Here is a 25,430-nt window from a genome sequence, read left to right as displayed (position 1 = left end):
GATTAATGCTCAGGCGACAAGTGTTTTGATTTTTCCGTGTTAGACCTACAAGAGAACATTTTGCGATGATCGCCCAGCTGCCTACGGATGCCCTCGCTGCACAGTACCCGGAATTTCTTCAAGCCCTGCGTGCCAGCGGCTTCCGCGGTCAGCTCAGTGCCGACTACGCCACCCGTACCGTGCTGGCAACGGACAACTCGATTTATCAGCGCCTGCCGCAAGCAGCGGTATTCCCGCTGGACGCCGACGACATCGTGCGCATCGCTGCATTGATGGCCGAACCGCGCTTTCGCCAGATCAAGCTGACCCCGCGTGGCGGCGGCACCGGCACCAACGGCCAGTCGTTGACCGATGGCATCGTGGTCGACTTGTCGCGGCACATGAACACAATTCTTGAAATCAACGTCGCCGAGCGTTGGGTGCGGGTGCAGGCCGGCGTGGTCAAGGATCAGCTCAATGCCGCGCTCAAGCCCCATGGCCTGTTCTTCGCACCGGAGCTGTCAACGTCCAACCGTGCCACCGTGGGCGGCATGATCAACACTGATGCCAGTGGCCAGGGCAGTTGCACCTACGGCAAGACCCGCGATCATGTGCTGGAACTGCACAGCGTGCTGCTCGGTGGTGAGCGCTTGCACAGCCATCCGCTTTCCGTCTCAGAGTTGGAGGCAGCCTGCGCACAGCCCGGGCGCATCGGCGAGGTGTACCGCACAGCGCGCCAGATACAGGAAACCCAGGCCGACCTGATCGAGTCGATATTCCCCAAACTCAATCGCTGCCTGACCGGTTACGACCTGGCGCACCTGCGCGACGAGCGCGGGCGTTTCAACCTCAATAGCGTGCTGTGCGGCGCGGAAGGTTCGTTGGGCTACATCGTCGAGGCCAAGCTGAGCGTGCTGCCGATTCCCAGGTATTCGGTATTGGTTAATGTGCGCTACAGCAGCTTCATGGATGCGCTGCGCGACGCCAACGCGTTACTGGCGCACAAGCCGCTGTCCATCGAGACGGTGGACTCCAAAGTGTTGATGCTGGCGATGAAAGACATCGTCTGGCACAGCGTCGCCGAGTATTTTCCGGCGGACGCCGAGTGCCCGACGCTGGGCATCAATCTGGTCGAGTTCAGCGGGGAAGACCTGACGGGCGTGAACGCTCGAGTGGCGTCGTTCGTCGAGCATCTGCAGGTCGACACGACCATCGAGCGGCTGGGCCACACGCTGGCCGAGGGTGCCGAGGCGGTGACCCGTGTCTACGCCATGCGTAAACGTTCCGTCGGGCTGTTGGGCAACGTCGAAGGTGAGGTTCGGCCGCAGCCTTTCGTTGAAGACACCGCCGTGCCGCCGGAGAAACTGGCCGACTACATCACTGAGTTTCGTGCGTTGCTCGACAGCTATGGTCTGACTTACGGCATGTTCGGTCACGTCGATGCCGGCGTGTTGCATGTGCGCCCGGCGCTGGACATGAAAGATCCGGCCCAGGCCGCGCTGGTCAAACCGATTTCCGATGCCGTGGCCGAGCTGACGCGACGTTATGGCGGACTGCTGTGGGGTGAGCACGGCAAGGGCTTGCGCTCGGAATATGTCCCCGAGTTTTTTGGCGAACTGTACCCGGCGCTGCAATCGCTCAAGGGCGCGTTCGACCCGCACAATCAGCTCAACCCCGGCAAAATCTGCACACCACCGGATGCTGCCCAAGGCTTGCTCAAGGTCAACGAAGTCACGCTGCGCGGTGATCTGGATCGGCAAATCGACGAGCGCGTGTGGCAAAGTTTCGGCACCGCCATGCACTGCAACGGTAACGGCGCCTGCTACAACTACGATCCCAACGATGCGATGTGCCCGTCGTGGAAAGCCACCCGTGTACGCCAGCATTCACCGAAAGGCAGGGCGTCATTGATTCGCGAATGGTTGCGCCTGCAGGGTGCGGCCAATATTGATGTACTGGAAGCGGCCCGGGGCAAGTTGTCGTGGTTGAGCGGGTTGCCAGCGCGGTTGCGTAACAACATGGCGCGTTCGCGGGGTGAGGCGGATTTCTCCCACGAGGTGTACGACGCGATGGCGGGCTGTCTGGCCTGTAAATCCTGTGCAGGGCAATGCCCGGTCAAGGTCAACGTCCCGGAATTCAGATCGCGTTTTCTGGAGCTGTATCACGGTCGCTATCAACGTCCGCTTCGTGACTACCTGATCGGTTCGCTGGAGTTCACCATTCCCTATATGGCCTACGCGCCGGGCCTGTACAACGCAGTGATGGGCGCGAAATGGATGAGCCGCCTGCTTGAGCGACGCGTCGGCATGCTCGACAGCCCACTGATCAATCGCTACGACTTGCAGGCGACGTTGACCCGCTGCAACGTCGTTGTCGCCAGCGTGCCGGCCCTGCGCGAACTGACCGCTGCGCAACGTCAGCGTAGCGTGGTGTTGGTGCAAGATGCCTTCACCCGCTACTTCGAAACCCCATTGCTGGCGAGCTTTATCGAGTTGGCGCACCAGCTGGGTTATCGGATTTTCTTGGCGCCCTACAGCGCCAACGGCAAGCCTTTGCACGTACAGGGCTTCCTCGGCGCATTCGCCAGGGCAGCGATCCGCAACGCCAGTCAGCTCAAGGCGCTGGCTGACTGTGAAGTACCGCTGGTGGGGTTGGACCCGGCGATGACGCTGGTCTATCGCCAGGAATATCAGAAAGTGCCGGGGCTCAACGGGTGCCCGAAGGTTCTGCTGCCCCAGGAGTGGCTCTTTGATGTGCTGCCTGAAAAGTCTCATCCCGCCCCACAGACATTCCGTTTGCTGGCGCACTGCACCGAGAAGACCAACGTCCCGGCCAGTACTTCGCAATGGGAAGCGGTGTTTGCCCGGCTCGGGCTCAAGCTGGTGACCGAGGCGACGGGCTGTTGCGGGATGTCCGGGACCTACGGCCATGAAGCGCGAAACCAGGACACTTCGCGGACCATTTTCGAACAGTCATGGGCGGGCAAGCTGGACAAGGCGGGCGAAGCGCTGGCGACGGGGTACTCGTGCCGAAGCCAGGTCAAGCGCCTGGCCAGTAAGCAACTGCGCCATCCGCTGGAAGTGGTGTTGGAGCATGCGCGCCTTAAATGAAAGGACTTGAGTCGTCCTTTGGGCCGTCAAGTGGCTGTCGAAACGCTGGCCTGCTCCTCTTTCTCGGGAGCAGCAGGCCATGCATTGATGACCGACTGCAGGAACTGCTCGGACAACTCAGGGTTGTCCAGCGCCCTGGCAATCAGCATCGCTCCCGCGATCGACGACGAGGGTGGGACAGTGGAGGCAAAAAAAGGTGTAGCAACGAACGGATGCTGACTTGGTCTGGTTCCTTGATAAGGAAAAGAATTTTGAGGCGGGGGGTTGACCACGTATTTTAATCCTGTACTATTCGCCTCCCGCTAGCGAGCAGATCAATGTTTGCCTGGCTTAAGTAGTTGATTTCATTAGTGAAATTAGAAACTTTTAAGGTTGCTACATGAGGTCGCTTGCTGTAGGATGCGCACCTCGGTTGAGACGAAAGATCTTAACCAACCGCTCTTTAACAACTGAATCAAGCAATTCGTGTGGGTGCTTGTGGAGTCAGACTGATAGTCAACAAGATTATCAGCATCACAAGTTACTCCGCGAGAAATCAAAGATGTAACCAACGATTGCTGAGCCAAGTTTAGGGTTTCTTAAAAACCCAAAGATGTTTGAACTGAAGAGTTTGATCATGGCTCAGATTGAACGCTGGCGGCAGGCCTAACACATGCAAGTCGAGCGGTAGAGAGAAGCTTGCTTCTCTTGAGAGCGGCGGACGGGTGAGTAATGCCTAGGAATCTGCCTGGTAGTGGGGGATAACGCTCGGAAACGGACGCTAATACCGCATACGTCCTACGGGAGAAAGCAGGGGACCTTCGGGCCTTGCGCTATCAGATGAGCCTAGGTCGGATTAGCTAGTTGGTGAGGTAATGGCTCACCAAGGCGACGATCCGTAACTGGTCTGAGAGGATGATCAGTCACACTGGAACTGAGACACGGTCCAGACTCCTACGGGAGGCAGCAGTGGGGAATATTGGACAATGGGCGAAAGCCTGATCCAGCCATGCCGCGTGTGTGAAGAAGGTCTTCGGATTGTAAAGCACTTTAAGTTGGGAGGAAGGGCATTAACCTAATACGTTGGTGTCTTGACGTTACCGACAGAATAAGCACCGGCTAACTCTGTGCCAGCAGCCGCGGTAATACAGAGGGTGCAAGCGTTAATCGGAATTACTGGGCGTAAAGCGCGCGTAGGTGGTTCGTTAAGTTGGATGTGAAATCCCCGGGCTCAACCTGGGAACTGCATTCAAAACTGACGAGCTAGAGTATGGTAGAGGGTGGTGGAATTTCCTGTGTAGCGGTGAAATGCGTAGATATAGGAAGGAACACCAGTGGCGAAGGCGACCACCTGGACTGATACTGACACTGAGGTGCGAAAGCGTGGGGAGCAAACAGGATTAGATACCCTGGTAGTCCACGCCGTAAACGATGTCAACTAGCCGTTGGGAGCCTTGAGCTCTTAGTGGCGCAGCTAACGCATTAAGTTGACCGCCTGGGGAGTACGGCCGCAAGGTTAAAACTCAAATGAATTGACGGGGGCCCGCACAAGCGGTGGAGCATGTGGTTTAATTCGAAGCAACGCGAAGAACCTTACCAGGCCTTGACATCCAATGAACTTTCCAGAGATGGATTGGTGCCTTCGGGAACATTGAGACAGGTGCTGCATGGCTGTCGTCAGCTCGTGTCGTGAGATGTTGGGTTAAGTCCCGTAACGAGCGCAACCCTTGTCCTTAGTTACCAGCACGTTATGGTGGGCACTCTAAGGAGACTGCCGGTGACAAACCGGAGGAAGGTGGGGATGACGTCAAGTCATCATGGCCCTTACGGCCTGGGCTACACACGTGCTACAATGGTCGGTACAGAGGGTTGCCAAGCCGCGAGGTGGAGCTAATCCCATAAAACCGATCGTAGTCCGGATCGCAGTCTGCAACTCGACTGCGTGAAGTCGGAATCGCTAGTAATCGCGAATCAGAATGTCGCGGTGAATACGTTCCCGGGCCTTGTACACACCGCCCGTCACACCATGGGAGTGGGTTGCACCAGAAGTAGCTAGTCTAACCTTCGGGAGGACGGTTACCACGGTGTGATTCATGACTGGGGTGAAGTCGTAACAAGGTAGCCGTAGGGGAACCTGCGGCTGGATCACCTCCTTAATCGACGACATCAGCTGCTCCATAAGTTCCCACACGAATTGCTTGATTCATTGAAGAAGACGATAGAAGCAGCTTTAAGCTCCAAGCTGATAGCTCCAAGCTAACAGTTGCGCGCTCGAAATTGGGTCTGTAGCTCAGTTGGTTAGAGCGCACCCCTGATAAGGGTGAGGTCGGCAGTTCGAATCTGCCCAGACCCACCAATTTTGTTATGGGGCCATAGCTCAGCTGGGAGAGCGCCTGCCTTGCACGCAGGAGGTCAACGGTTCGATCCCGTTTGGCTCCACCATATAACTGCTTCTGCTGTTAGAGTTTAGAAATGAATATTCCGGTGTGAATATTGATTTCTAGTCTTTGATTAGATCGTTCTTTAAAAATTTGGGTATGTGATAGAAAGATAGACTGAACGTTACTTTCACTGGTAGCGGATCAGGCTAAGGTAAAATTTGTGAGTTTAATCGCGAATTTTCGGCGAATGTCGTCTTCACAGTATAACCAGATTGCTTGGGGTTATATGGTCAAGTGAAGAAGCGCATACGGTGGATGCCTTGGCAGTCAGAGGCGATGAAAGACGTGGTAGCCTGCGAAAAGCTTCGGGGAGTCGGCAAACAGACTTTGATCCGGAGATGTCTGAATGGGGGAACCCACCTAACATAAGTTAGGTATCTTAAGCTGAATACATAGGCTTAAGAAGCGAACCAGGGGAACTGAAACATCTAAGTACCCTGAGGAAAAGAAATCAACCGAGATTCCCTTAGTAGTGGCGAGCGAACGGGGACTAGCCCTTAAGTGGCTTTGAGATTAGCGGAACGCTCTGGAAAGTGCGGCCATAGTGGGTGATAGCCCTGTACGCGAAAATCTCTTAGTCATGAAATCGAGTAGGACGGAGCACGAGAAACTTTGTCTGAATATGGGGGGACCATCCTCCAAGGCTAAATACTACTGACTGACCGATAGTGAACTAGTACCGTGAGGGAAAGGCGAAAAGAACCCCGGAGAGGGGAGTGAAATAGATCCTGAAACCGTATGCGTACAAGCAGTGGGAGCCCACTTTGTGGGGTGACTGCGTACCTTTTGTATAATGGGTCAGCGACTTATTTTCAGTGGCGAGCTTAACCGAATAGGGGAGGCGTAGCGAAAGCGAGTCTTAATAGGGCGTCTAGTCGCTGGGAATAGACCCGAAACCGGGCGATCTATCCATGGGCAGGTTGAAGGTTGGGTAACACTAACTGGAGGACCGAACCGACTACCGTTGAAAAGTTAGCGGATGACCTGTGGATCGGAGTGAAAGGCTAATCAAGCTCGGAGATAGCTGGTTCTCCTCGAAAGCTATTTAGGTAGCGCCTCATGTATCACTGTAGGGGGTAGAGCACTGTTTCGGCTAGGGGGTCATCCCGACTTACCAAACCGATGCAAACTCCGAATACCTACAAGTGCCGAGCATGGGAGACACACGGCGGGTGCTAACGTCCGTCGTGAAAAGGGAAACAACCCAGACCGTCAGCTAAGGTCCCAAAGTTATGGTTAAGTGGGAAACGATGTGGGAAGGCTTAGACAGCTAGGAGGTTGGCTTAGAAGCAGCCACCCTTTAAAGAAAGCGTAATAGCTCACTAGTCGAGTCGGCCTGCGCGGAAGATGTAACGGGGCTCAAACCATACACCGAAGCTACGGGTATCACTTAGGTGATGCGGTAGAGGAGCGTTCTGTAAGCCTGTGAAGGTGAGTTGAGAAGCTTGCTGGAGGTATCAGAAGTGCGAATGCTGACATGAGTAACGACAATGGGTGTGAAAAACACCCACGCCGAAAGACCAAGGTTTCCTGCGCAACGTTAATCGACGCAGGGTTAGTCGGTCCCTAAGGCGAGGCTGAAAAGCGTAGTCGATGGAAAACAGGTTAATATTCCTGTACTTCTGGTTATTGCGATGGAGGGACGGAGAAGGCTAGGCCAGCTTGGCGTTGGTTGTCCAAGTTTAAGGTGGTAGGCTGGAATCTTAGGTAAATCCGGGATTCTAAGGCCGAGAGCTGATGACGAGTGTTCTTTTAGAACACGAAGTGGTTGATGCCATGCTTCCAAGAAAAGCTTCTAAGCTTCAGGTAACCAGGAACCGTACCCCAAACCGACACAGGTGGTTGGGTAGAGAATACCAAGGCGCTTGAGAGAACTCGGGTGAAGGAACTAGGCAAAATGGCACCGTAACTTCGGGAGAAGGTGCGCCGGTGAGGGTGAAGGACTTGCTCCGTAAGCTCATGCCGGTCGAAGATACCAGGCCGCTGCGACTGTTTATTAAAAACACAGCACTCTGCAAACACGAAAGTGGACGTATAGGGTGTGACGCCTGCCCGGTGCCGGAAGGTTAATTGATGGGGTTAGCTAACGCGAAGCTCTTGATCGAAGCCCCGGTAAACGGCGGCCGTAACTATAACGGTCCTAAGGTAGCGAAATTCCTTGTCGGGTAAGTTCCGACCTGCACGAATGGCGTAACGATGGCGGCGCTGTCTCCACCCGAGACTCAGTGAAATTGAAATCGCTGTGAAGATGCAGTGTATCCGCGGCTAGACGGAAAGACCCCGTGAACCTTTACTATAGCTTTGCACTGGACTTTGAATTTGCTTGTGTAGGATAGGTGGGAGGCTTTGAAGCGTGGACGCCAGTTCGCGTGGAGCCAACCTTGAAATACCACCCTGGCAACTTTGAGGTTCTAACTCAGGTCCGTTATCCGGATCGAGGACAGTGTATGGTGGGTAGTTTGACTGGGGCGGTCTCCTCCTAAAGAGTAACGGAGGAGTACGAAGGTGCGCTCAGACCGGTCGGAAATCGGTCGTAGAGTATAAAGGCAAAAGCGCGCTTGACTGCGAGACAGACACGTCGAGCAGGTACGAAAGTAGGTCTTAGTGATCCGGTGGTTCTGTATGGAAGGGCCATCGCTCAACGGATAAAAGGTACTCCGGGGATAACAGGCTGATACCGCCCAAGAGTTCATATCGACGGCGGTGTTTGGCACCTCGATGTCGGCTCATCACATCCTGGGGCTGAAGCCGGTCCCAAGGGTATGGCTGTTCGCCATTTAAAGTGGTACGCGAGCTGGGTTTAGAACGTCGTGAGACAGTTCGGTCCCTATCTGCCGTGGACGTTTGAGATTTGAGAGGGGCTGCTCCTAGTACGAGAGGACCGGAGTGGACGAACCTCTGGTGTTCCGGTTGTCACGCCAGTGGCATTGCCGGGTAGCTATGTTCGGAATAGATAACCGCTGAAAGCATCTAAGCGGGAAACTAGCCTCAAGATGAGATCTCACTGGGACCTTGAGTCCCCTGAAGGGCCGTCGAAGACTACGACGTTGATAGGTTGGGTGTGTAAGCGCTGTGAGGCGTTGAGCTAACCAATACTAATTGCCCGTGAGGCTTGACCATATAACACCCAAGCAATTTGCTGACCTGAAAAGGCACCAGATTGCGGTGTGTGAAGACGAAACGAACCGAAAGTTCGAGAAACAAACACACAAACTATCGCATACCCATTCGCTGGAGCGTGAACCTGCAAAGGCCCACGACCTGGCTACCGAATTTCTTGACGACCATAGAGCATTGGAACCACCTGATCCCATCCCGAACTCAGCAGTGAAACGATGCATCGCCGATGGTAGTGTGGGGTTTCCCCATGTGAGAGTAGGTCATCGTCAAGATTAAATTCCGAAACCCCAATTGCGAAAGCAGTTGGGGTTTTGTTTTGCCCGCAGGAAAGTGGCGCAAAAATTCCCGAGTAAACGGTCCGGCGCGATCGATTCATTGACATGTTAAATCCTGCTAGCGGTCCCGTAGACAATGGAGGCACAGGCTGAATGCCCGTGCGCTACGCGCCAGGTCGAGGCGTTTATTCGGGGACTTCCAGTCGCAAGGATAAAAAGAGCGGGGGCCTGTGTATCGCTGTGTATCCGGACCCGCTGTACAGATGCTGGTGTACAAATGCCCCTCGATCCGGATACATCCGGGATACACGGTTGCAGTCAAATAGCCTGGCCCTAGCGAGAAAGCAAATGCCTCTCGCACCACGGCTTATCGCCCCAGTGGCATGACCCTAAGCGGTCTTACCGCGTACAGTATCCGGAGAAATAACCATGTCCCATATCTCGAACAAATCCCGTATTGGCCTGATTGCTGTCGCGCTGGTTGGCAGCATGAACCTTGCTTCGTCCGCCTTCGCCGCTGACGCACTGCCTCAAGGCTACCAACTCGCCGCGGCGGAAAAGACCAGCGAAGGCAAGTGTGGCGAAGGCAAGTGCGGCGCCAGCGAAACCGGCGCCAAGGTCACCAAGACGGGTGAAGGCAAGTGCGGTGAAGGCAAATGCGGCGACGCTTCTTTCGCTCGTACTGACACCGACCACGACGGCCGCGTTTCTCTGAAAGAGTTGCTTGCCGTCGCCCCGCAAGGCGCTGAAGAGTTCAAGGCGATGGACACCAACAACGACGGTTTCCTCTCCGAAGGCGAGGTCTACAAATTCCGTACCAACCAGTTCACCTCCAACGGCAAGAAAGTACCGACCGAACTGTTCACCAAAATGAGCAAAGCGCAGAACTGATAGCAGCTGCTGCCAACTACTGCACCTGTTTCACCCCAACGCCCGATGCATCACATCGGGCGTTTTGTATTTCAAAAGGCAGGTGCCTGAGGTTCAAGTCGACCGCTGATTAATACGTCGGGCCAACAGAGTGAACTTCACCCGTTCCTCCATGACGTCCACTACCGGGGAGCCGCCGCTGACTTGCATGACCGCGAGTGTTTTTCCTTGGGGCGGACACTCGGATGACACCAGACCTGTCCTTCAGACCATTGCATCAGCTCGAGCAATTCCTGAACTTTGGGGTGATCGTTTGGAGCGTCATCCGGTAACGGCAATCCCGATGGACTGATCGACTCAATGGTCAGACTCGTTTGCCTCAACCCGTTCAGAGCAAACTCCACGATACCCCGACATACACCCCCAAACCTTCACCCGGCGTGGATCGTGCTGCGTCCAGTCCTTTGTCGTCATAGCCCGGGGTGACGGTGGCGGCGTAGTGCTTGTCGGTCAGGTTGCGCACGTCCAGCCAGGTCTGCCAGTCGCCCTTGGGTGTGTTGTAACCGAGGGTGGCGCCGAACAGGGCATAAGGATCGGCGTAATAGCTGTTGGCGTAATCCACCGCAACTTTGGACACCCACTGCGTGTTGAACGCTGCGAAAAAGCCTTGCGGCCAGTCGTAGCGCAGCTCGCCCTGGTAGTAGTGCATCGGCAGGCCCGGCAGACGGTTGTCGCCGAAGCGGTCGTCGTCGCGGTAGTGGAAGTCGCTGAAGGTATAGCTCTGGCGCAGGCTCAGTTGGCCGCCATCGTCCCGCGACCACAGGTTGCTCTGCAGGCTGGCTTCCACACCCTGGTGAACGGTGGGGCTGGCGTTGAGTTCGTAAGGCGTGGTGGCGCTGGCATCCGGCAATACCGAGAGTAATTCGTGACGCACTTGGGCGAAGTACCAGGCCAGGCTCCATTGCCCCATCGCGCTGTCGCCGCGGCCGCCGATTTCCAGGGTGGTCGCGGTCTGGTTTTGCAGCTTGATCGGATCGCGCTGAGCGCCTGTGGCAACGCCGCTGCCTGCCGGGAATCGAATGTTGGAGCTATAGATCAGCGACCACGGGTGTGGCGCTTCGACCGAGCGGCTGAGATTTCCGAACACTTGCACGTCAGGTGTCAGTTGGTAGCGCAGGCCTAAACGAGGAGCGTAGTCCCAGTCGTTCAGGCTTGTCTTGCCGCCCCCTTGCGGGTAGGTCACGGTACTTTCACGGCGCGTGTAGATAGCGGCGAGACCGGTCGTCAGCCACAGGTCGTCGGCAATCTCCAGGTCGTTGCCCATGTGCAGGACGGTGTCCGAGCCCTGATAGGTGAAGTTGCGAATGGGTGTGTCTGGCGTGTAGCGGGCGGTGTTGCCGGTGGGGATGCGCACCGATTCGCTGGCTCCCGCGTTGGGCAGGTGCTTGGTCACGCGAAGTCCCAGCATGCTATGGCTTTCCAGGCCCCAGAGTGTGTCGCGACGCTTGTAGTCGAACGTGCCGCTGACGTCCGTGTACGCGACCTTCAGGCGGTTGGGGCCTTCACGCAAGTCCATGGGATAGTCGTGGTAGACAAGACCGGCCTGAACGCTCGAATCGTCATCGATATAGTAAGTGGTCTTGTTGCCGATGAAGGTACTGCCCGGTTGTTCACGGCTGTCATCGCGCGACACGTAAGCGGGGTTGGCTGCCCGTGAGTCGTGCTCGATGGAGTGCTTGGTCACCCGTCCCGCGAGCTCGTTGTCGGTCTGGCGATAGCGCAGATAGAAACGCGTTTCCAGGTTCGGATTGAAGCGATAACCAAAGTTGGCGATGACGCCCTGGCTCTCGCTGGTCGTGTGGTCCTGGTAGCCGTCGGAGCGTGCATCGGTCGTGGCCACGTAGTAGTCGAAATCGCCCAGTACCTGCCCGGAGCTGACCTGGCGCTGCTGATAACCATGGCTGCCCATCGCATAACGCACCTGTAACAGCGGTGCGTTGTAGCCGGTGTGGCTGACGTAATCGATCGCCCCGCCCAAGGCCAGGGCGCCCCGGTCGAAACCGTTGGCGCCGCGCAGCACCTCCACGTGGTCGAGCCACAGCGGTTCCAGCAGTTCATAGGGCGTGCCACCCGGGCCGGTCAGAGGCAGACCGTCGAGCAGGGTGTACAACCCCGAGGCATGGGCGCCAGGTGCACGGTTGATCCCCGACCCGCGGATCGAGATTTTTACCCCTTCGTTGCCCGCAGACTGGGCATAGACTCCCGGCTGATAAGCCAACACATCCTGGTTGCTGGCCACGCGGCCCTGCAAGGGGCGGCGCAGGTCGACGACATTGGTGCCGCCAGGCACTTCGGCAAGTCGGGCCTCGGCGTCTTCGACCGACGCGTCTTCGCCGCTCTGGTCCTCAGCCCTGATCAGCACTTGTCCAAGTTCCAGGCCCTGGGCATCGGCCATGGCCGGACAGACAAAGGCCAGGCCCAGCAGCGCAGCGGGCAAGGAATTGGGCGAGGGCATTGAGAAACTCCAGGCGAACAGAATGGGCAGTGAAGAACTGCGACGTAGGGAAGAACGAAGGAAACACATGGCAATTTTGTTTTTTGACCAGATAAGCGCGGGGGAGAAGAATGCTCTTGCTACCCTACGCGCCTAATTTCTGCACTCGGCCAACACCACCTGGCAGGTATCCGGCGTGCCACCGGAGCGGCCGGCATAGCGAATGCAGTTGTTCATGGATTTCTGGCGCGCCATGTCCAGGGTATCCCCCCAAGCGAGGCCGCCCTCACCGGAAGTGGGCAATGCCTTGGCATAGCAGCTTGAGCCTATGTTTGAAGCCGAATACCGAACTGTGGAGTTTTTTCCCGAGCATCCCGCCATCATCACCAGATTGATGGCAAGCAGGGAGTGCAGGGCCCATGACGAGTATTGACGTGCTGTTTTTCCGGTCATGGCGTTTTCCTGCAACAGACGACTCGCAGTGTCTGCAGTCGTGTACTCATCAGTTTAGACGGTTGGCTGCGGTTGAGAGCTGGCGGTGTAAACCCACCACGTTGTTCACGGATGCTATTCGGCTAATGGGTGGCAAATGACTCAGGCTGGCATGCGGGCTCAAGCCAGCAGTTCGCTGATCCACCGGGCCTGCCGGGCAATGTCCTGCGCCTTCTCCATGGGCACGGCCTGTCGCGCCCGGGTGAACTGGGCCAGGGTCTTTTGCTTCTGGCGCAGCAGGCGCTGCCACTTGTCCAGGAACGCCGGGCTGCGTGCCTGCATCTGCAGCGGGCCGAAATACAACTCTTCGGCGGTGTACGTCACCGGCCCGGTGCGCTCTGCGACGATGATTTCGTAGTCGAAGCGGTTTTCCCGCAGCACCTCCTCGACGAGGATTTGGTAGCCATTTTCCATCAGCCATTGGCGCAGTGGCTGCTCGCCGCCGTTGGGCTGCAGGATCAGGCGCTCCTGGCCGTTCAGACGCGCTGTGCCATTGTCGAGGATGTCGCGGATCGTCTCGCCGCCCATGCCGCAGATACTGATCGCCGTGATCCCGTCTCTCGGCTCGATCGCTGCCAGGCCATCGGCCCGGCGCACGGTGATCCACTGGTCCAGGTCGTTCTCGCGCACGGTGCGTTCGGCAGAGCGGAACGGCGTCTCTGCCACTTCGCCGGCCACCGCCGCGGTGATGGCGCCACGGCGCATCAACGCCACCGGCAGGTAGCCGTGATCCGAGCCGATATCGGCCAGGCGCGCACCTGCTGGCACATGCGCCGCCACGTGCTCCAGGCGCATGGACAATGTCTGTTCGTTCAACTGCAGCCTCTTTTCATTACGAGCGCCCGCCACTTTTGGCCGGATCGGGACGCGATTCTGCCGAGCTACGCGGTGCATTACAAATGCCTGCCATCCGATGGCCTGACCACGAACGCCCCTTCAACCTTTACGCAACTGCGCCGGACTCACGCCAAGGCGTTGCTTGAAGGCGGTCGCCATGTGCGCCTGGGAGTTGAAACCGCAGGAGAGGGCGATCTCCGGCAGGCTGGCTGTTGAATCGCGCAGCCGGGCACGGGCCTTGGCGAGGCGTCGGTCGATCAGGTAGCTATGCGGACTTTTGCCCGTCGCGTTTTTGAATGCGCGCATGAAATAGCCTTCGGACAGTTCAAGCAATCCTGCCATCGCCTGCACACTGAGCGGACCCTCGAGGCCCGCGTCGATAAATTCATCGAGCAGGCGCATTCGGCTGTGGGTGATAGCCCCCTGGAACGGTATCGACGACACGTCGTGCCCCTTCGCCCGTTGAGCCAGGGCAAGTGCCCAGGCCTCCCAATCGTCATCCACCGAGGCACGCAACAGCGCGCTGCGCATTCGCAACGCGAGGGTAATGGCCTGCGGATCAATGCGATTGTTGAAGGCATGATCACCTATCCATTCCATACCCTCGGTATGTATGACCCGCAGGTACTCACCGCCTTGGGATGATTCGGACAGCACGTCGCAACCGACCGGGACGAACGCCAGGCTATTGGGCGTGGCCAGGAAAGGGTGCACCCGGTCGCTGCCGATCGCGTGCAGGCCTCGCTGGCTGTCGAAGGCAAAACCGATCGCCGCGTGGGTCGCTACATATCGGGCTGAGTAGGCGCAACCGGGCAACAGTTCGATCGCCCAAGGCCCTGCCTCGGCACGGCGGACCGGTTCAGGAACGAGCGATGGCTGCAGGCGGTTTCGACGGTTCATAAGCGCCATAGTAGAGAAGAGCGGGCATAAAAGTCAGGTCAGTTTTTTGAAAGCCAGCGCAGTGCAGCGGTGCCTAGACTGGGCAAAACCTCAGGAGGCTGCTTCATGAACAGACTGACTCGCGACGATATCGAACAAGCGGCTCGCCATGTGTACCAGGTCATGCCCGCCACCGCCCAGTACGCTTGGCCCTTGCTGGCGGAGCGTGTGGGTTGCACGGTGTGGGTCAAGCATGAAAACCACACCCCTACGGGTGCTTTCAAGGTGCGCGGCGGCATTACCTTCATGCACTGGCTCAAACGTGCGCACCCGGACGTGAAGGGCATTGTTTCCGCTACCCGAGGCAACCATGGCCAGAGCCTGGCGCTGGCCGCAAGCGCGCTGGGCTTGCGGGCGTTGATCGTAGTGCCGGAAGGCAATTCGCTGGAAAAGAACAATGCCATGCGCGGCTTCGGCGGTGAAGTGGTCGAGTATGGCCGCGACTTCGATGAGGCCCGTGAAGAGGCTGCACGCCTGGCAAAAGTGCATGACCTGTACCTCGTGCCGCCATTCCACACCGAGCTGGTCAAAGGCGTGGCCACCTATGCGCTGGAACTGTTCAAGGCTGCGCCGGACCTGGACATCGTCTATGTACCGATTGGCTGTGGCTCTGGGATTTGTGGAGTAATCGCCGCCCGCGACGCACTGGGCTTGAAAACCCAAGTGGTGGGGGTGGTTTCCACAGAGGCGGCAGGCGCCAAGCTATCGTTCGAAGCGGGAGCAATCTGCGAAACCGCCTCGGCGAATACCTTTGCCGATGGCCTCGCCGTACGCAAGCCGGTTCCCGAGGCCTTCGCTATCTACGGGGCAGCGGCGGCGCGGATCGTATCCGTCAGCGAAGGCCAGATTGCCGAGGCCATGCGCGTGTATTACACCGATACCCACAACCTCGCTGAAGGGGCAGGCGCGGCGGCCCTGGCGGCGCTTATTCAGGAGCGTGAAACCATGGAAGGCAAAAGGGTCGGAGTGATTCTGTCTGGCGGGAATGTTGACCGAGCGGTGTATGCGAGAGTGATCGCCCCAGACCTTCATGCCTGAGTGGAGGCCTGTATCTCATAAATGCGAGGCATCTGTGTCTATCGCAAGTCTCTCTGGATGGCTACGGTCCACAGACATTCTTCATTGATGAGGCAACCATGGATCTCACGGCTGTTCCCTTTGGTACGACTGATTGGTCGACGGTCGAACCAGTCCAGCATGCTGGACAAACCGGTACCGCCTCTTGGCGAACGTGCCAGTTTGGATCGACGCGCGTGCGGATGGTCGAATACAGTCCCGGCTATCTGGCCGATCACTGGTGCTGGAGGGGTCATATCCTGTTGTGCCTGGAAGGCGAGTTGCACACGGAACTGGAGGATGGTCGCCAGTTCACACTTACCGCCGGGATGAGCTATCAGGTGGGTAGCAATGCAGAGGGGCATCGATCTTCCAGCCCCCTGGGTGCCAGGTTGTTCGTGGTGGATTGACGCTGGGAGTGACCACTTGCGCACGTTCTTCGTTATCGCCCGAGTTGCTCCACCAATTCAGGCGTCACGTAGTGTGGTCCGTCGAACAGGTAGAGCGGATAGCCGTCATAGGCGGCCAACTGCGGTTTGAGCTCGGCGGCGGTGGCGGAGCGGAATCCGCCACCGAAATTGGGGCGGAAGGCTTCGACGATGATCCGCACACGGTCTTTGCCCAGACGCTGGCGCAAGGCGTCGGCGTAGGTTCGGGCGACCGGCGCGGTGCGGGCGTAGACACCGACGCCATCCTGGAAAAACACGCCAATGTCATTCGGCAGCCACTGTTTGAGCCATTCGGCCGTGGCGACGGGGCCGATATTGGCGCCGTCGTAAACGCTGATCCACAACGGTCGCGGCAGTTTGGCAAGCAGGGCGGGCAACTCTTTGGCACGGGTCCAGCTGGGGTCGACTTCGGCAGGAAAATACCAGCCGGTGACGTGGAGCGGTGTAGGCAGTTTGGCGATACGTTCCGAGACTTTAGCCAGTTGCTCGATGTTGTCCCGCGAGCGATTTTCGCTGAAGTAACCCGCCAGCCCGAGGATCACATCCTGCGCCCAGGGCGCCTTGGCGATGCGCACCCAGTCGGGCAGCACCGGCACACCGGGCAGGTCGGTGCCGGGGATGAAGGCCTGGTCGTCAACGACGGTCCATTGCACCAGCAGTTCACGAGCACCGAGTTTTTCCCAGTGACCGTTGATGCCGACCGTTCTGTTGTCCGGCTGCCAGACGATGCCGACAATCCCCGGGTTCAGGGGCTTGTTTGTCATGTAGAGCATGCTGGTTCCTGCGCTGAGGGTGACGGCAAACAACAGCGCTGCCACGCTGGCGCGGCGGGCGGTATAGCCAAAAATATTCACGGCAGTGCCTTGTTGATGCGTTGATGCCATTGGCTCAGCGAGGTGACGCCCTTGGCGCTCCAGTTGGCAGTCGCATCCGGCCCAAGGTGAAACTGCCCCTCATTGAATTGCCAGACGATCACTTGCGGCTTGTGTTGGGCAAAATCCGCCGACTCCAGGTATTGCAGCAGCGTAGCCCATGGGCCGACATCACCGGGGTTCCACGTCAGCGCGACGGGGCGGTCCAGCGCATTGGAGAGCTTCTGGGTAAAACCCAGGTAAGGCTGGACAAAGCTGTTGCCGATGACTTGCACCGGTGCCGGCGCGTCATCGATCAGCAAGTCGTTTTCTGCCTGATGGCGAACGGTGTAGAGGTCGCGGCCAATCGCCTTGCGTTTGATCGCCGGAAGAAAATTGCTCGCCAGATCGCCGAACGCGCGGCGGTCGAACCAAGGACCCAGCGCGGCGCCGCCACCGGGTTCCCCTTGCAGCCGATAGCGCCCGGTAATCAGTTGCGCGGTGGCGTCGGCGGTGTTTTCGGCGCTCCAGGCGGTCCAGTGATAGTCGGCGCGGTAAAACGCCGTTTGTTCGCCTTGCTCGGTCCTTTGCAGGATGGGCTTGATGTTCAGCGTACTCAGTCCGGCGCGAGTCAGGTCACTTTGCAGGTGTTCGTAACGCTGCATCACTGCCGCGCTGATCGGCTGATCGACGGGCAGGCGCTGGGCATAGAACGGCGCTTTCATCGGCACAACCAGCACGATCAGCCCGATGTGTTCGCGTTCGAGTTGCTGCTGCAATTCTTTGATCAGCACAACATTGCGGGCAGTGCCGGTGTTGTCGACCTTGCTCAGGCTTTCCCAGGCCGGGAACAGCCACCCGCCGTCGCCCGTGATCACTGCCGAAGCCGCTTGGACGGCGGTGCTCGAGAGGCTCAGCAACAGACCCGCAATCAGGGTGGAAACCGCCAGGCGCGGGGTCAAGCGAACGTGTTTAAAAGGAGAGGTCATGGCGCGGTCTGGTCCACAAGGCCAATCAATCGTGGCGCCTGGCCGGAGCCGATCAGGAACAGGCTGTAACGGTCGCCGGCCTTGAAGGGTTCCAGCTTCAACGGCAGGCTTCTGTGCTCGTTGCAGCTGGCAACCAGCGTCGCCTGCACCGGGTTGATCGTGCGCTGGGCCTGACCGTTGAACGGCACCTGGCTGAACACCGTGGCGCCATTGGCCAATTGGACGTTGGCCTTTTCGCAACCGCTGCCCAGGTTGTACACGTTGAGTTCGGCGCGCAGGTCTTTACCGCGCAAGGGCGGGTCGATCACCAGGCGAGGTGCACGTGCCGGGTCGCTGTCGAGAATCAGCGTGACCCACGCACTTTTTGGTGCGCTCAAGCCCTGGATCACGCGACCATTGACGGTGACCTGCAACGGCTGTCGCGAGTCGACGACCTGAAAGGGACTGGCCACCGCACTCTGGGCGGAAAGTGCGACGCTCATGCCTTGGCCTACCTGAACCTGCATGGCCGTGTCGGATGGATTGACCACCCGCAGCCACGCCGAACCCTCGGGCAATGCGGGTGCGTACAACCGGGCAATGTCGGGGGCGGCCTGAGCCCACGACGGGAGGAGGGCAAGGCCCAGCCACAAACAGATTCGAACGTTCATACAAGTCCTCAATAGGAATAAGTCAGGCGACCGAATACGCCTTGAGCGCGGTCATCGCCCAGCACCTTCACGCGGTACTGCAAGGAAAAATCCACGTAGGAGCGGGGCGCGTTGTACGCGTCCTCGCGGAACCAGTAGCGGACGTTATTGCCGACACCCACGCCCCCGGCCTTGCCGGACGATGATTCGGTGCGGCCATCGGCATCGGTCCCGCTGTTCATTTTCGAGTCGTAGTCGAAAGCGGCCACCACATGGGGGAAGGTGACCCAGCGCGAGCCCGCGCCGCCAATGGCGTAGCTGCGACCGACCTGCCATTCGCTGTTGAAGTAGTCCCGCGAGTCGTTGATGTAATGACCGGCTTCAGCGAAGAACTGCGAGGTCCACCAACTGGAAGCATCGACCCGCAGATCGGTGCCGACGCTTGAGCCATACCCCAGGCGCACCAGCCAGTCACCGTCGACGTCTGACGATCCCAAGGGGAATGTGCGCTCGAAGGCGGCCATCACGTTCAGCGACGTGAACGGTTTGACCCGGATTCCGACGGCGCCTTGCAGCGCATCGAAACCGGTATCCGAATCGCCGTTCTTGCTCCACAGCGTGTCAGTGATGCGGCCGTAGAGTTCGACAAAGCGAGCGTTGCGATACCCCAAGGCACGCCAGGACAGTTCGGTGCTGTTTTGCAGGCTGTCATTGCTGCTACTGCCGCTGCCGGGCGCCGAACTCAGGCCACTGCTGGAATTGTTGCCGCGATAGCTGGTGGTGCTGGTCAAGCCGACTCTGCGCGACACATCGCCCACCGTGCGGCGGGTGTCGAACAGCTGTTGCGCAGGGATGTCCAGGTCACCGGACGCTTGCGCATCGATGACGCGTTTGAAGTAGGCCACGGCTTGCGCGTCGTCATTGACCCGGATGGCGTTATAGGCTGCGTCCTGAGCGGCTGTCGGCGTGAGTGGGGTGACTGCATCGGATTGACGAAATGACGCGTGGGCACCGTCATCATCGCCGGCCTGGACCGACAGATAAGCGATCTGCAAATCGCTCATCGACTCCAGTTCTCCGGTGTCGCGCGCTTGTTGCAATCGTTCGCGCGCAGTCCGGCGCTGGCCGATGGCGGCATACAGGCTGGCCTCTTCGTAAGCGGGCAAACTGCCCATTGCCAAGGCCTGAGTAAAGTCCTGGCGTGCACCGGAATCGTCACCCGACTGTTGACGCAGGCGACCGCGTTGGGCCAGCAGGCGAGCGTCATCGCCGGTGATTATCAGACCTTCGCTGGCCGCCGCGATGGCTTCGGGTACACGTTTCTGCTCGCTCAAGGCGCTGACCAGCAGACGTCGGTAAGCTGGATTCTGCGGCGCCCGGCGAATGGCTTCAGTCGCCAGTGCACCCGCTGTTGCCGGGTCTTTGCGGGCCACCGCCGCGTAGGCCTGACCGGCCATCTCGGTGCTGCCGTCGCGCTGATTGCCAGGCCAGATATCGCAGACCAGGCCGAACGCGGTTTCCTGACAGTTCAACGCCGGTGCCGAAAAGCGGGTCACTGCATTCGAGCCGTTGTCTTTCTGTCGTAGCGCCATGCGAGCGGCGGTGCGTCGGCGGGCCACTTCGCCGCTTTCATCGTCGGCCAGTGGCTGCAGATGATCGAGCGCTTGTTGCGGCTCGCCATGGTCCAGTGCGGTGTCGGCGGCGAAGAAACGAATGTCACGGGTTTCTGTTGCCAGCAGGCCATCGATAGCCAGGGCATGATTCAGATCTGCCTGGGCCGCCTGCGTTTTGCCCTGTCGATCAAGGGCGTAGCTGCGCAAAATCCACGGTGCAATTTCCCCGTCGTCCTGGGCCAATGCGCCTGATGCGGCAAGCTCGGCGCCGCGGTAGTCGCTGGCGGCGAGCAGGGCACTGATCAGCAGTTGCTGATGGGCGCCGATTTCCGGCGCCCAGGCCACGGCTTTTCTGGCCTGGTCCACGGCCAGCGGCACATGGCCTTGCTCGAGGGCGCGATAGCCCGCAACCGCCAGTGGCGCGGCCAGTTGCCGACGAATCGCTTCGCGGCGCATCAGCAACGTATCGTCGTCCGGGAACACGGCCAGCGCCTGAGACGTCGCCTGATCCGCTTCCTGCAAATTCTGTTGGCGCTGCAACGACTCGATCAGCAGCAGCCGATAATCCATGCGTTTGGGTGCCTGAGCGATTGCAATACGTGAAGCTTGAGCCGCCGCGCCGAAGTCATCGCGATCATAGGCCTTGAAGGCCTTTGCCGCGGCCCCGAAGCCAGGGGCCTGACGGGACTGCGGATAGCGCTTGGGATGGTCACGCAATTCCTTGTCGCGCTCAGCCAACGCAATCAGCGTATTCAAGCGCGTGATGTCGGCGCGCTGACGCAATGCTTCGCGGGCCTTGGCGATGGCCAGGTCATAGTCTTTGCGCTCGTAGGCACTGTACGCCTCGTTGGCGGTGATATAGGCCGGACCGGTCAACGGCAGCGGCAATGTTTCGCCGTGCACAAACGCAGGCAGCAGGCTCAGCCCCGTGGCCATGAGGGTCAGCAAGGGGCGGTTCATGCCGGAAGCTCCGCAGGGTAGTGGCTGTGCTGACGGGCCACGGCCTTTTCGATGGTGGAGCGGGGCAGCACGCCGCTGTCGACCAGATAGTCGCCGATGCGTCCGTGACGCTGCGGGCGGTACTGCAACATGGCGCGGTTGAACTCGTCGCGATTCAGCAGGCCCATTTCGATCAGCAGGTCACCCAACAGTGGCGCGCGGGCATCCGGCACGGCTTGGCCATCGCGCACGCTCAATTGACGCAACTGGGCAACGATTTCGCTTTCCCGGGCAATCAGCTGCACCGGTTCGCTACCCAAGACCTCGCTGACTTGTTGCAGGCCGGCGGTCGGCAACGGGCTGGCCACGGCAACTTGTGCGCGGCCGTCGGCATTCAAGCCAAGCGGCACGACGCGCCAACGCAAAGCGAATTCATCGTCCAGGGTCAGGGTCGACAACTGCGCCTTGGCAGCCACATCGAATACCCGCGGCAGGTCGTTCTGGAAGGCGATGGCTTCCGCCAGTGTCTCGTCATCCAGCCAACCGTTGCTGAGCAAAATCCGCCCCAATGGCATGTGCCGGGTTTTCTGTTCGATGAGGGCACTTTGCAGGTCGGTTTCGTTGATCGCCTGCCAGGACAGCAACACGCTGCCCAGCTTGCGCGGTGCGGCCGCGACCAGGTCGGTGGACGGAAAGTCGTGCATGGTCTTGTCCCACACCAGCTTGCGGTTCAGCACTTTGCCGACGATGAACATGCGCCAGGCCCTTGATGCGGCCATGAAGTTGACGAAGTTGCCCACGACCATGCGCGGGATCGACAGCAAGCCATGCTGCCAGCCGTACAGCACGGTGGTGAAATAGCAGCGGTGGGCGATACGCCAGGCCAGCGCGATACCGTTGGCCAGCAGCAGGTATTTGATGAAACCGTTGGTCTCGAACGGCGTCGGGAAACTCACGTCCCACAGACCGCTCTGGCGCAGGATGATCAAGCCCAGCAGTTGCACCAGAATCACGTAGGCGATGATGCTGACGAACGCGGTCACCACGCCTTTGCGGTCACGGAACAGCAAATAGCGGTTGGCCAGCGAACCGTTCCAGCCCATTTGTTCCCAGCCTTGCAGGCCGATGCCCAGCGTCCAGCGAGCCTTCTGGCGGAACGCGGTGCGAAAGGTATCGGGAAAGAATTCGCGCACGCACAACGGCATCTTCAGGGTCGATTCGTAAGGCTTGCGAAACCAGGATTTGCGCAACACGCGAAACTGCACCGGGAAACGCACGAAGATCGCGTTCATGCCGACCTTGGCCAGGCGCGCGCCGACGTCGTAGTCCTCGGTGAGACTGTCGGTGTTGAATGGCTGGTTCTGGGTTTCCCCGGCCAGTACTCGCAGGGCGCGATGGGAGAAACAGGTGCCGACCCCGGCGGACGGTACGGTATCGGTCATGCTTTCACGCACCACCAGATCCTTGCCGTGCCATTCGGCGAATTCGTCCATGTAGGTGCCGGCCACCCATTCGTACCAGTTGCGCTCCAGTGACACCACGGGTAACTGGATCATGTCCTTGCGCGGCAGCAAGTAGTTGAACAGGCGCAATTCCATTGGGTGCAGCACGTCTTCGCTGTCGTGCAGAACCACGCCAGCGAAAGTCATGCCATGGGTTTTCTCGTGCAGGAATATCGCCTGGATCACCCAGTTCAGACAGTCAGCCTTGCAGGTCGGCCCGGCATGCGGGACTTCCACTCGATGCAGTTGCTTGTAGCGCCGACGCATGCGTTCCACTTCGTCGATGGTGCGCTGATCGTTGATGTAGGTGCCGACGAAGACCACATAGTTCTGGTAATCCAGGGTCGACACCATGTTCTCGATCATCGGCGCGATGACGTCGTATTCCAACCAGGCCGGGACCATGATTGCCAGCGGCTGTTCATCCCGCGCCATCAATTGCTCGGCGGTCAGCGGCCGGTATTTTCGGTCCACGGTGAACTTGCGGAACAGGCGACGAGACCAGTACCACAGGTCAATGAACAGATCGTCCAGGCTGGAGATCAGGATCAGCACCGCGACCACGATGGTCGAGATTTCCAGGAAGCTGTAGTAGTGGGCCAGCCAGTAGGGCCAATAAAGCGACGTCATCGAAGGGTTCCGTTACTGGCGATTGCGACGGGCGTTTCGGCCAGCCAGCAACAGGATGAGAACCAACAGGATGCCACCCGGGATCAGCCACAACAGCGACGGCGTGCGCCAGGCGTCGAGGCCCTTGGGTTCATTGTTGTCGATCAATTGGCTGCCGCTCGGGTCCTGGGTGTCGAAGGTGTTCAGTGCGCCGTTGTCACCGAGGATCGCCACGTCGCCGCGGGTCAGCAGAATCTGTTTGGCGAAGCGTGGCGCGTCAGTGCCCAGCGGTCGATAGACCAGACCGTGCTGTCCGCCGGCATTCACTACTTGCAACGAGGCCAGGTGGTTCAGGGGATGCACGTCCAGCAACACCTGATCCTTGTGATTGATGCGCAGGCGACCCTGCTCATCCGCTTGTACCGATTCCTTGCTGTCCTTGATCGGCAGCTCGAAGGCGAGGAAGGCTTTATCCGGTGTGACCGAAATCTTTGGATCGGCACTGACTTTCAGTTGTGCCCGTAGCGGCGAAACCCCAGCGCCGTCAGCCACCGAAATCACTTGCGGCAAGCTGCTTGCCGGGTGGTCGAGGTAGGTCTGGGGGACGAGGATTTGCGTGTCCATGGCAAAGCGCGCGGCCATGCCGGAGAAGTCATCACCCAGGGCCGTCTTGTCCAGCACGATGTGGCTGGTCGGCAGCACCGAGACCGGGAAGGCTTGTGGCGTTTCCAGGCAGCGATCACTCACGGGCTGACGCTGGAACGACACGCGCAAGACATTCGTTGCACCCACCGCATAACGCGGGATACGCGCTTCGATGCGCTGCATTTCACCGTTGGCCACGAGCTGTTGCGCGCCAATCAGATAATCATTGAGAAACAGCGAGGCTACCGGTGCAGTGTCCGAGGCACCGGGCGCGGCAGACACATCGATCACTGCCTTGACTGGCAAGCGGCCGTCATAGGCCACGCTGCCGAGAGGAAACGAAGTACTCCAGTCGGATTTGGCCAGCACGTTGATGGCGCCAGGATTACCGCCCAGGCGGGATAAGGCCACGCGGCCGTCGGCGCTCAATGGCAACTGCGCTTCGCTGACCGTCAATTGGCGGCTGCGCGCCAAGGTGTTCCAGGCCGAACTGAACAAGGCCAGGGCCTTGCCGGTGGCTTGCGGCGCGATCATCAGCACCGGACGTGTGCCCAGTAGTGCCAGGCGCACGTTGTCTGTACCGGTGGCGGCCAGGCCTGCATTGATATGCCGTTCACGCCACTGTACCAGCGCGTTGGCGGCTGTGGCGTCGAGACCTTGAATCTGGCTGTGCAGCGCGTCCAGAGATGCATTGACGGCCTTGAGCAGTTGCGGGTCGTTGATGGCCAGGTCCGCCTGGACGTTCGGCGTCTGGCCCAACATCAGGAGGGCGCCGATTTGTGCAGCGTCCGCCAGCGCGTGCGGGCCTTTGCCGTTGAGGCTGGCGAATGCTGGAATGCTGGAATGCTCAGCAGCTCAGCCGGAATGTGCAGGCTGCCCAGGTCAATACTGTCTTGAATGGCAGGGAAGGGCAGGATGCGGCTGTGTTTGCCGATCCGTTCCAGCGCTACCCCGAGGCGCCACGCCGCATCGTAGCTTTCGGCGGACAAGGTGCCCGACGCGACCATGATTCCCGGTTTGCCCGGCAGTGCCGTCCACGCGGCGCCGACGTCCTGCAACTGGCTGGCGTCGTAGCTGTAGGTGAGGCGCGTGTCCGGTTCGATACGCAGCACGTTGCCGATGGCGCGTTCGTCTTCGCACAACACGCGGGACACGATGGACGACCAGGCAATGCCCAGGCGCAGCGAGCCGCTGTCCCGCGCTTTCTTGTCCACGCCCAGCGTGGCGCTGGCGTCACCCTGGGGTTCGCTGAGCCCTTCGGCGCGCACCGGATAACCGTCCAGTGAGAGCAGCAGCGTATTGCGGCCGCCTTCACCATTGAGATAGCTGGCGTCGAAATTCAGGGTGGCCTCCGTCAGCGGCACACCCGCCGGCACCGGCAGATAGAGCTCGCGACGGGCATCGGTGGAGCCGAGAATGATCGGCGCGTCGATCCCCAGATCGCTCAAGCGCACCTCACGCTCCTGGCGAGTGTCGGCGTTGAGCCGGTTGATCGCCTGGGTGAGCGGGCTGTCCGCGGCCAAGGCAAAGGTCGGCATGAGCGCGAGCAGGCTCACGCCACAGGCAAGGGCGCTGAGCGCACCCGTATGGATGGCAACGGAAGACTTCATTC

At 59.2% G+C, this 25,430-nt stretch carries 13 protein-coding genes, 2 tRNA genes, 3 rRNA genes and 3 pseudogenes; 9 read left to right on the top strand and 12 right to left on the bottom strand.

Annotation, left to right across the window (positions count from 1 at the left end):
• Nucleotides 1-65: 65 nt before the first annotated feature.
• Nucleotides 66-3,089, top strand: coding sequence for a D-2-hydroxyglutarate dehydrogenase YdiJ (gene ydiJ / locus B723_RS23840; protein WP_017338227.1), 3,024 nt, complete (start codon nucleotides 66-68; stop codon nucleotides 3,087-3,089).
• Between the two features lie 26 nt (nucleotides 3,090-3,115).
• On the opposite strand, the pseudogene B723_RS32530 reads toward ydiJ, so the two are convergent.
• A pseudogene (locus B723_RS32530) lies at nucleotides 3,116-3,256 on the bottom strand (TetR/AcrR family transcriptional regulator); the annotation flags it as partial.
• Nucleotides 3,257-3,687: 431 nt separating this feature from the next.
• Between B723_RS32530 and B723_RS23835 the strand changes: the two are divergent.
• The 6 genes from B723_RS23835 to B723_RS23810 all read left to right on the top strand — a co-directional run bounded on the left by B723_RS23835 (nucleotide 3,688) and on the right by B723_RS23810 (nucleotide 9,795).
• Nucleotides 3,688-5,224 (top strand): 16S ribosomal RNA (locus tag B723_RS23835).
• Nucleotides 5,225-5,347: 123 nt separating this feature from the next.
• Nucleotides 5,348-5,424: transfer RNA gene (locus tag B723_RS23830), tRNA-Ile, on the top strand.
• A gap of 10 nt (nucleotides 5,425-5,434) precedes the next feature.
• Nucleotides 5,435-5,510, top strand: a tRNA-Ala gene (locus B723_RS23825).
• Between the two features lie 227 nt (nucleotides 5,511-5,737).
• Nucleotides 5,738-8,629 (top strand): 23S ribosomal RNA (locus tag B723_RS23820).
• 156 nt (nucleotides 8,630-8,785) lie between these two features.
• A 5S ribosomal RNA gene (rrf, locus tag B723_RS23815) occupies nucleotides 8,786-8,901 on the top strand.
• Together the 16S, 23S and 5S rRNA genes with 2 tRNA genes alongside form the textbook arrangement of a ribosomal RNA operon.
• 432 nt (nucleotides 8,902-9,333) lie before the next feature.
• Nucleotides 9,334-9,795: a hypothetical protein gene (locus B723_RS23810; RefSeq protein WP_017339543.1), complete on the top strand. Its 462-nt coding sequence runs from the start codon at nucleotides 9,334-9,336 to the stop codon at nucleotides 9,793-9,795.
• 227 nt (nucleotides 9,796-10,022) lie between these two features.
• On the opposite strand, the pseudogene B723_RS34205 reads toward B723_RS23810, so the two are convergent.
• From B723_RS34205 to B723_RS23790, 5 genes and pseudogenes are all read right to left on the bottom strand, one after another.
• Nucleotides 10,023-10,121 (bottom strand): annotated as a pseudogene (locus B723_RS34205) (arsenical resistance protein ArsH); the annotation flags it as partial.
• 41 nt (nucleotides 10,122-10,162) lie between these two features.
• A complete protein-coding gene (locus B723_RS23805) occupies nucleotides 10,163-12,289 on the bottom strand; it encodes a TonB-dependent receptor family protein (RefSeq protein WP_017339542.1) in 2,127 nt (708 codons plus the stop codon).
• Between the two features lie 132 nt (nucleotides 12,290-12,421).
• The gene (locus B723_RS23800) at nucleotides 12,422-12,721 is read right to left on the bottom strand and encodes a hypothetical protein (protein ID WP_017339540.1); all 300 of its coding nucleotides are present in this window, start codon (nucleotides 12,719-12,721) and stop codon (nucleotides 12,422-12,424) included.
• A gap of 159 nt (nucleotides 12,722-12,880) precedes the next feature.
• Nucleotides 12,881-13,576: a tRNA (adenine(22)-N(1))-methyltransferase TrmK gene (locus B723_RS23795; protein ID WP_017339539.1), complete on the bottom strand. Its 696-nt coding sequence runs from the start codon at nucleotides 13,574-13,576 to the stop codon at nucleotides 12,881-12,883.
• Nucleotides 13,577-13,696: 120 nt separating this feature from the next.
• Nucleotides 13,697-14,506: a helix-turn-helix transcriptional regulator gene (locus B723_RS23790; protein ID WP_031319013.1), complete on the bottom strand. Its 810-nt coding sequence runs from the start codon at nucleotides 14,504-14,506 to the stop codon at nucleotides 13,697-13,699.
• 96 nt (nucleotides 14,507-14,602) lie between these two features.
• Here B723_RS23790 and B723_RS23785 point away from each other — a divergent pair, with 96 nt between their 5' ends.
• The gene (locus B723_RS23785; protein ID WP_017339537.1) at nucleotides 14,603-15,574 is read left to right on the top strand and encodes a threonine dehydratase; all 972 of its coding nucleotides are present in this window, start codon (nucleotides 14,603-14,605) and stop codon (nucleotides 15,572-15,574) included.
• A 98-nt stretch (nucleotides 15,575-15,672) separates the two neighbouring features.
• A complete protein-coding gene (locus B723_RS23780) occupies nucleotides 15,673-16,002 on the top strand; it encodes a DHCW motif cupin fold protein (protein WP_017339536.1) in 330 nt (109 codons plus the stop codon).
• 32 nt (nucleotides 16,003-16,034) lie between these two features.
• Here the strand turns inward: B723_RS23780 and B723_RS23775 are convergent, their stop codons facing one another.
• The 6 genes and pseudogenes from B723_RS23775 to B723_RS23750 all read right to left on the bottom strand — a co-directional run bounded on the left by B723_RS23775 (nucleotide 16,035) and on the right by B723_RS23750 (nucleotide 25,428).
• On the bottom strand, nucleotides 16,035-16,814 hold the full coding sequence (locus B723_RS23775; RefSeq protein WP_425311828.1) for a hypothetical protein: 780 nt from the start codon (nucleotides 16,812-16,814) through the stop codon (nucleotides 16,035-16,037).
• Between the two features lie 77 nt (nucleotides 16,815-16,891).
• Entirely contained in the window at nucleotides 16,892-17,881 is a 990-nt protein-coding gene (locus tag B723_RS23770; RefSeq protein WP_017339534.1) for an alginate O-acetyltransferase AlgX-related protein, read from the bottom strand.
• A complete protein-coding gene (locus B723_RS23765; RefSeq protein ID WP_017339533.1) occupies nucleotides 17,878-18,531 on the bottom strand; it encodes an alginate O-acetyltransferase AlgF in 654 nt (217 codons plus the stop codon). Before B723_RS23765 ends, B723_RS23770 begins: the two co-directional genes overlap by 4 nt.
• 8 nt (nucleotides 18,532-18,539) lie before the next feature.
• Nucleotides 18,540-21,083, bottom strand: coding sequence for a bacteriophage N4 adsorption protein A (locus B723_RS23760; protein ID WP_017339532.1), 2,544 nt, complete (start codon nucleotides 21,081-21,083; stop codon nucleotides 18,540-18,542).
• Nucleotides 21,080-23,194, bottom strand: a complete 2,115-nt coding sequence (locus tag B723_RS23755; protein WP_017339531.1) for a glycosyl transferase family protein — start codon at nucleotides 23,192-23,194, stop codon at nucleotides 21,080-21,082. The genes B723_RS23760 and B723_RS23755 overlap by 4 nt, the downstream gene beginning before the upstream one ends.
• Nucleotides 23,195-23,206: 12 nt before the next feature.
• Nucleotides 23,207-25,428: pseudogene (locus B723_RS23750) on the bottom strand (hypothetical protein).
• Nucleotides 25,429-25,430: the final 2 nt, after the last annotated feature.

This window comes from Pseudomonas fluorescens NCIMB 11764 (genome assembly GCF_000293885.2).
GTDB lineage: Bacteria > Pseudomonadota > Gammaproteobacteria > Pseudomonadales > Pseudomonadaceae > Aquipseudomonas > Aquipseudomonas fluorescens_B.
Note: the sequence above shows the minus strand (reverse complement) of the source record. Positions and strands in the feature narration are given on the sequence as shown.

Bases quoted from the DNA above. Each gene is read 5' to 3' on its own strand.
- B723_RS23810 (WP_017339543.1), top strand. From the start codon at position 9,334: ATGTCCCATATCTCGAACAAATCCCGTATTGGCCTGATTGCTGTCGCG.
- B723_RS23770 (WP_017339534.1), bottom strand. From the start codon at position 17,881: ATGACCTCTCCTTTTAAACACGTTCGCTTGACCCCGCGCCTGGCGGTT.
- B723_RS23760 (WP_017339532.1), bottom strand. From the start codon at position 21,083: ATGAACCGCCCCTTGCTGACCCTCATGGCCACGGGGCTGAGCCTGCTG.
- B723_RS23805 (WP_017339542.1), bottom strand. From the start codon at position 12,289: ATGCCCTCGCCCAATTCCTTGCCCGCTGCGCTGCTGGGCCTGGCCTTT.
- B723_RS23790 (WP_031319013.1), bottom strand. From the start codon at position 14,506: ATGGCGCTTATGAACCGTCGAAACCGCCTGCAGCCATCGCTCGTTCCT.
- B723_RS23785 (WP_017339537.1), top strand. From the start codon at position 14,603: ATGAACAGACTGACTCGCGACGATATCGAACAAGCGGCTCGCCATGTG.
- B723_RS23780 (WP_017339536.1), top strand. From the start codon at position 15,673: ATGGATCTCACGGCTGTTCCCTTTGGTACGACTGATTGGTCGACGGTC.
- B723_RS23765 (WP_017339533.1), bottom strand. From the start codon at position 18,531: ATGAACGTTCGAATCTGTTTGTGGCTGGGCCTTGCCCTCCTCCCGTCG.
- B723_RS23775 (WP_425311828.1), bottom strand. From the start codon at position 16,814: ATGCTCTACATGACAAACAAGCCCCTGAACCCGGGGATTGTCGGCATC.
- B723_RS23800 (WP_017339540.1), bottom strand. From the start codon at position 12,721: ATGACCGGAAAAACAGCACGTCAATACTCGTCATGGGCCCTGCACTCC.
- ydiJ (WP_017338227.1), top strand. From the start codon at position 66: ATGATCGCCCAGCTGCCTACGGATGCCCTCGCTGCACAGTACCCGGAA.
- B723_RS23755 (WP_017339531.1), bottom strand. From the start codon at position 23,194: ATGACGTCGCTTTATTGGCCCTACTGGCTGGCCCACTACTACAGCTTC.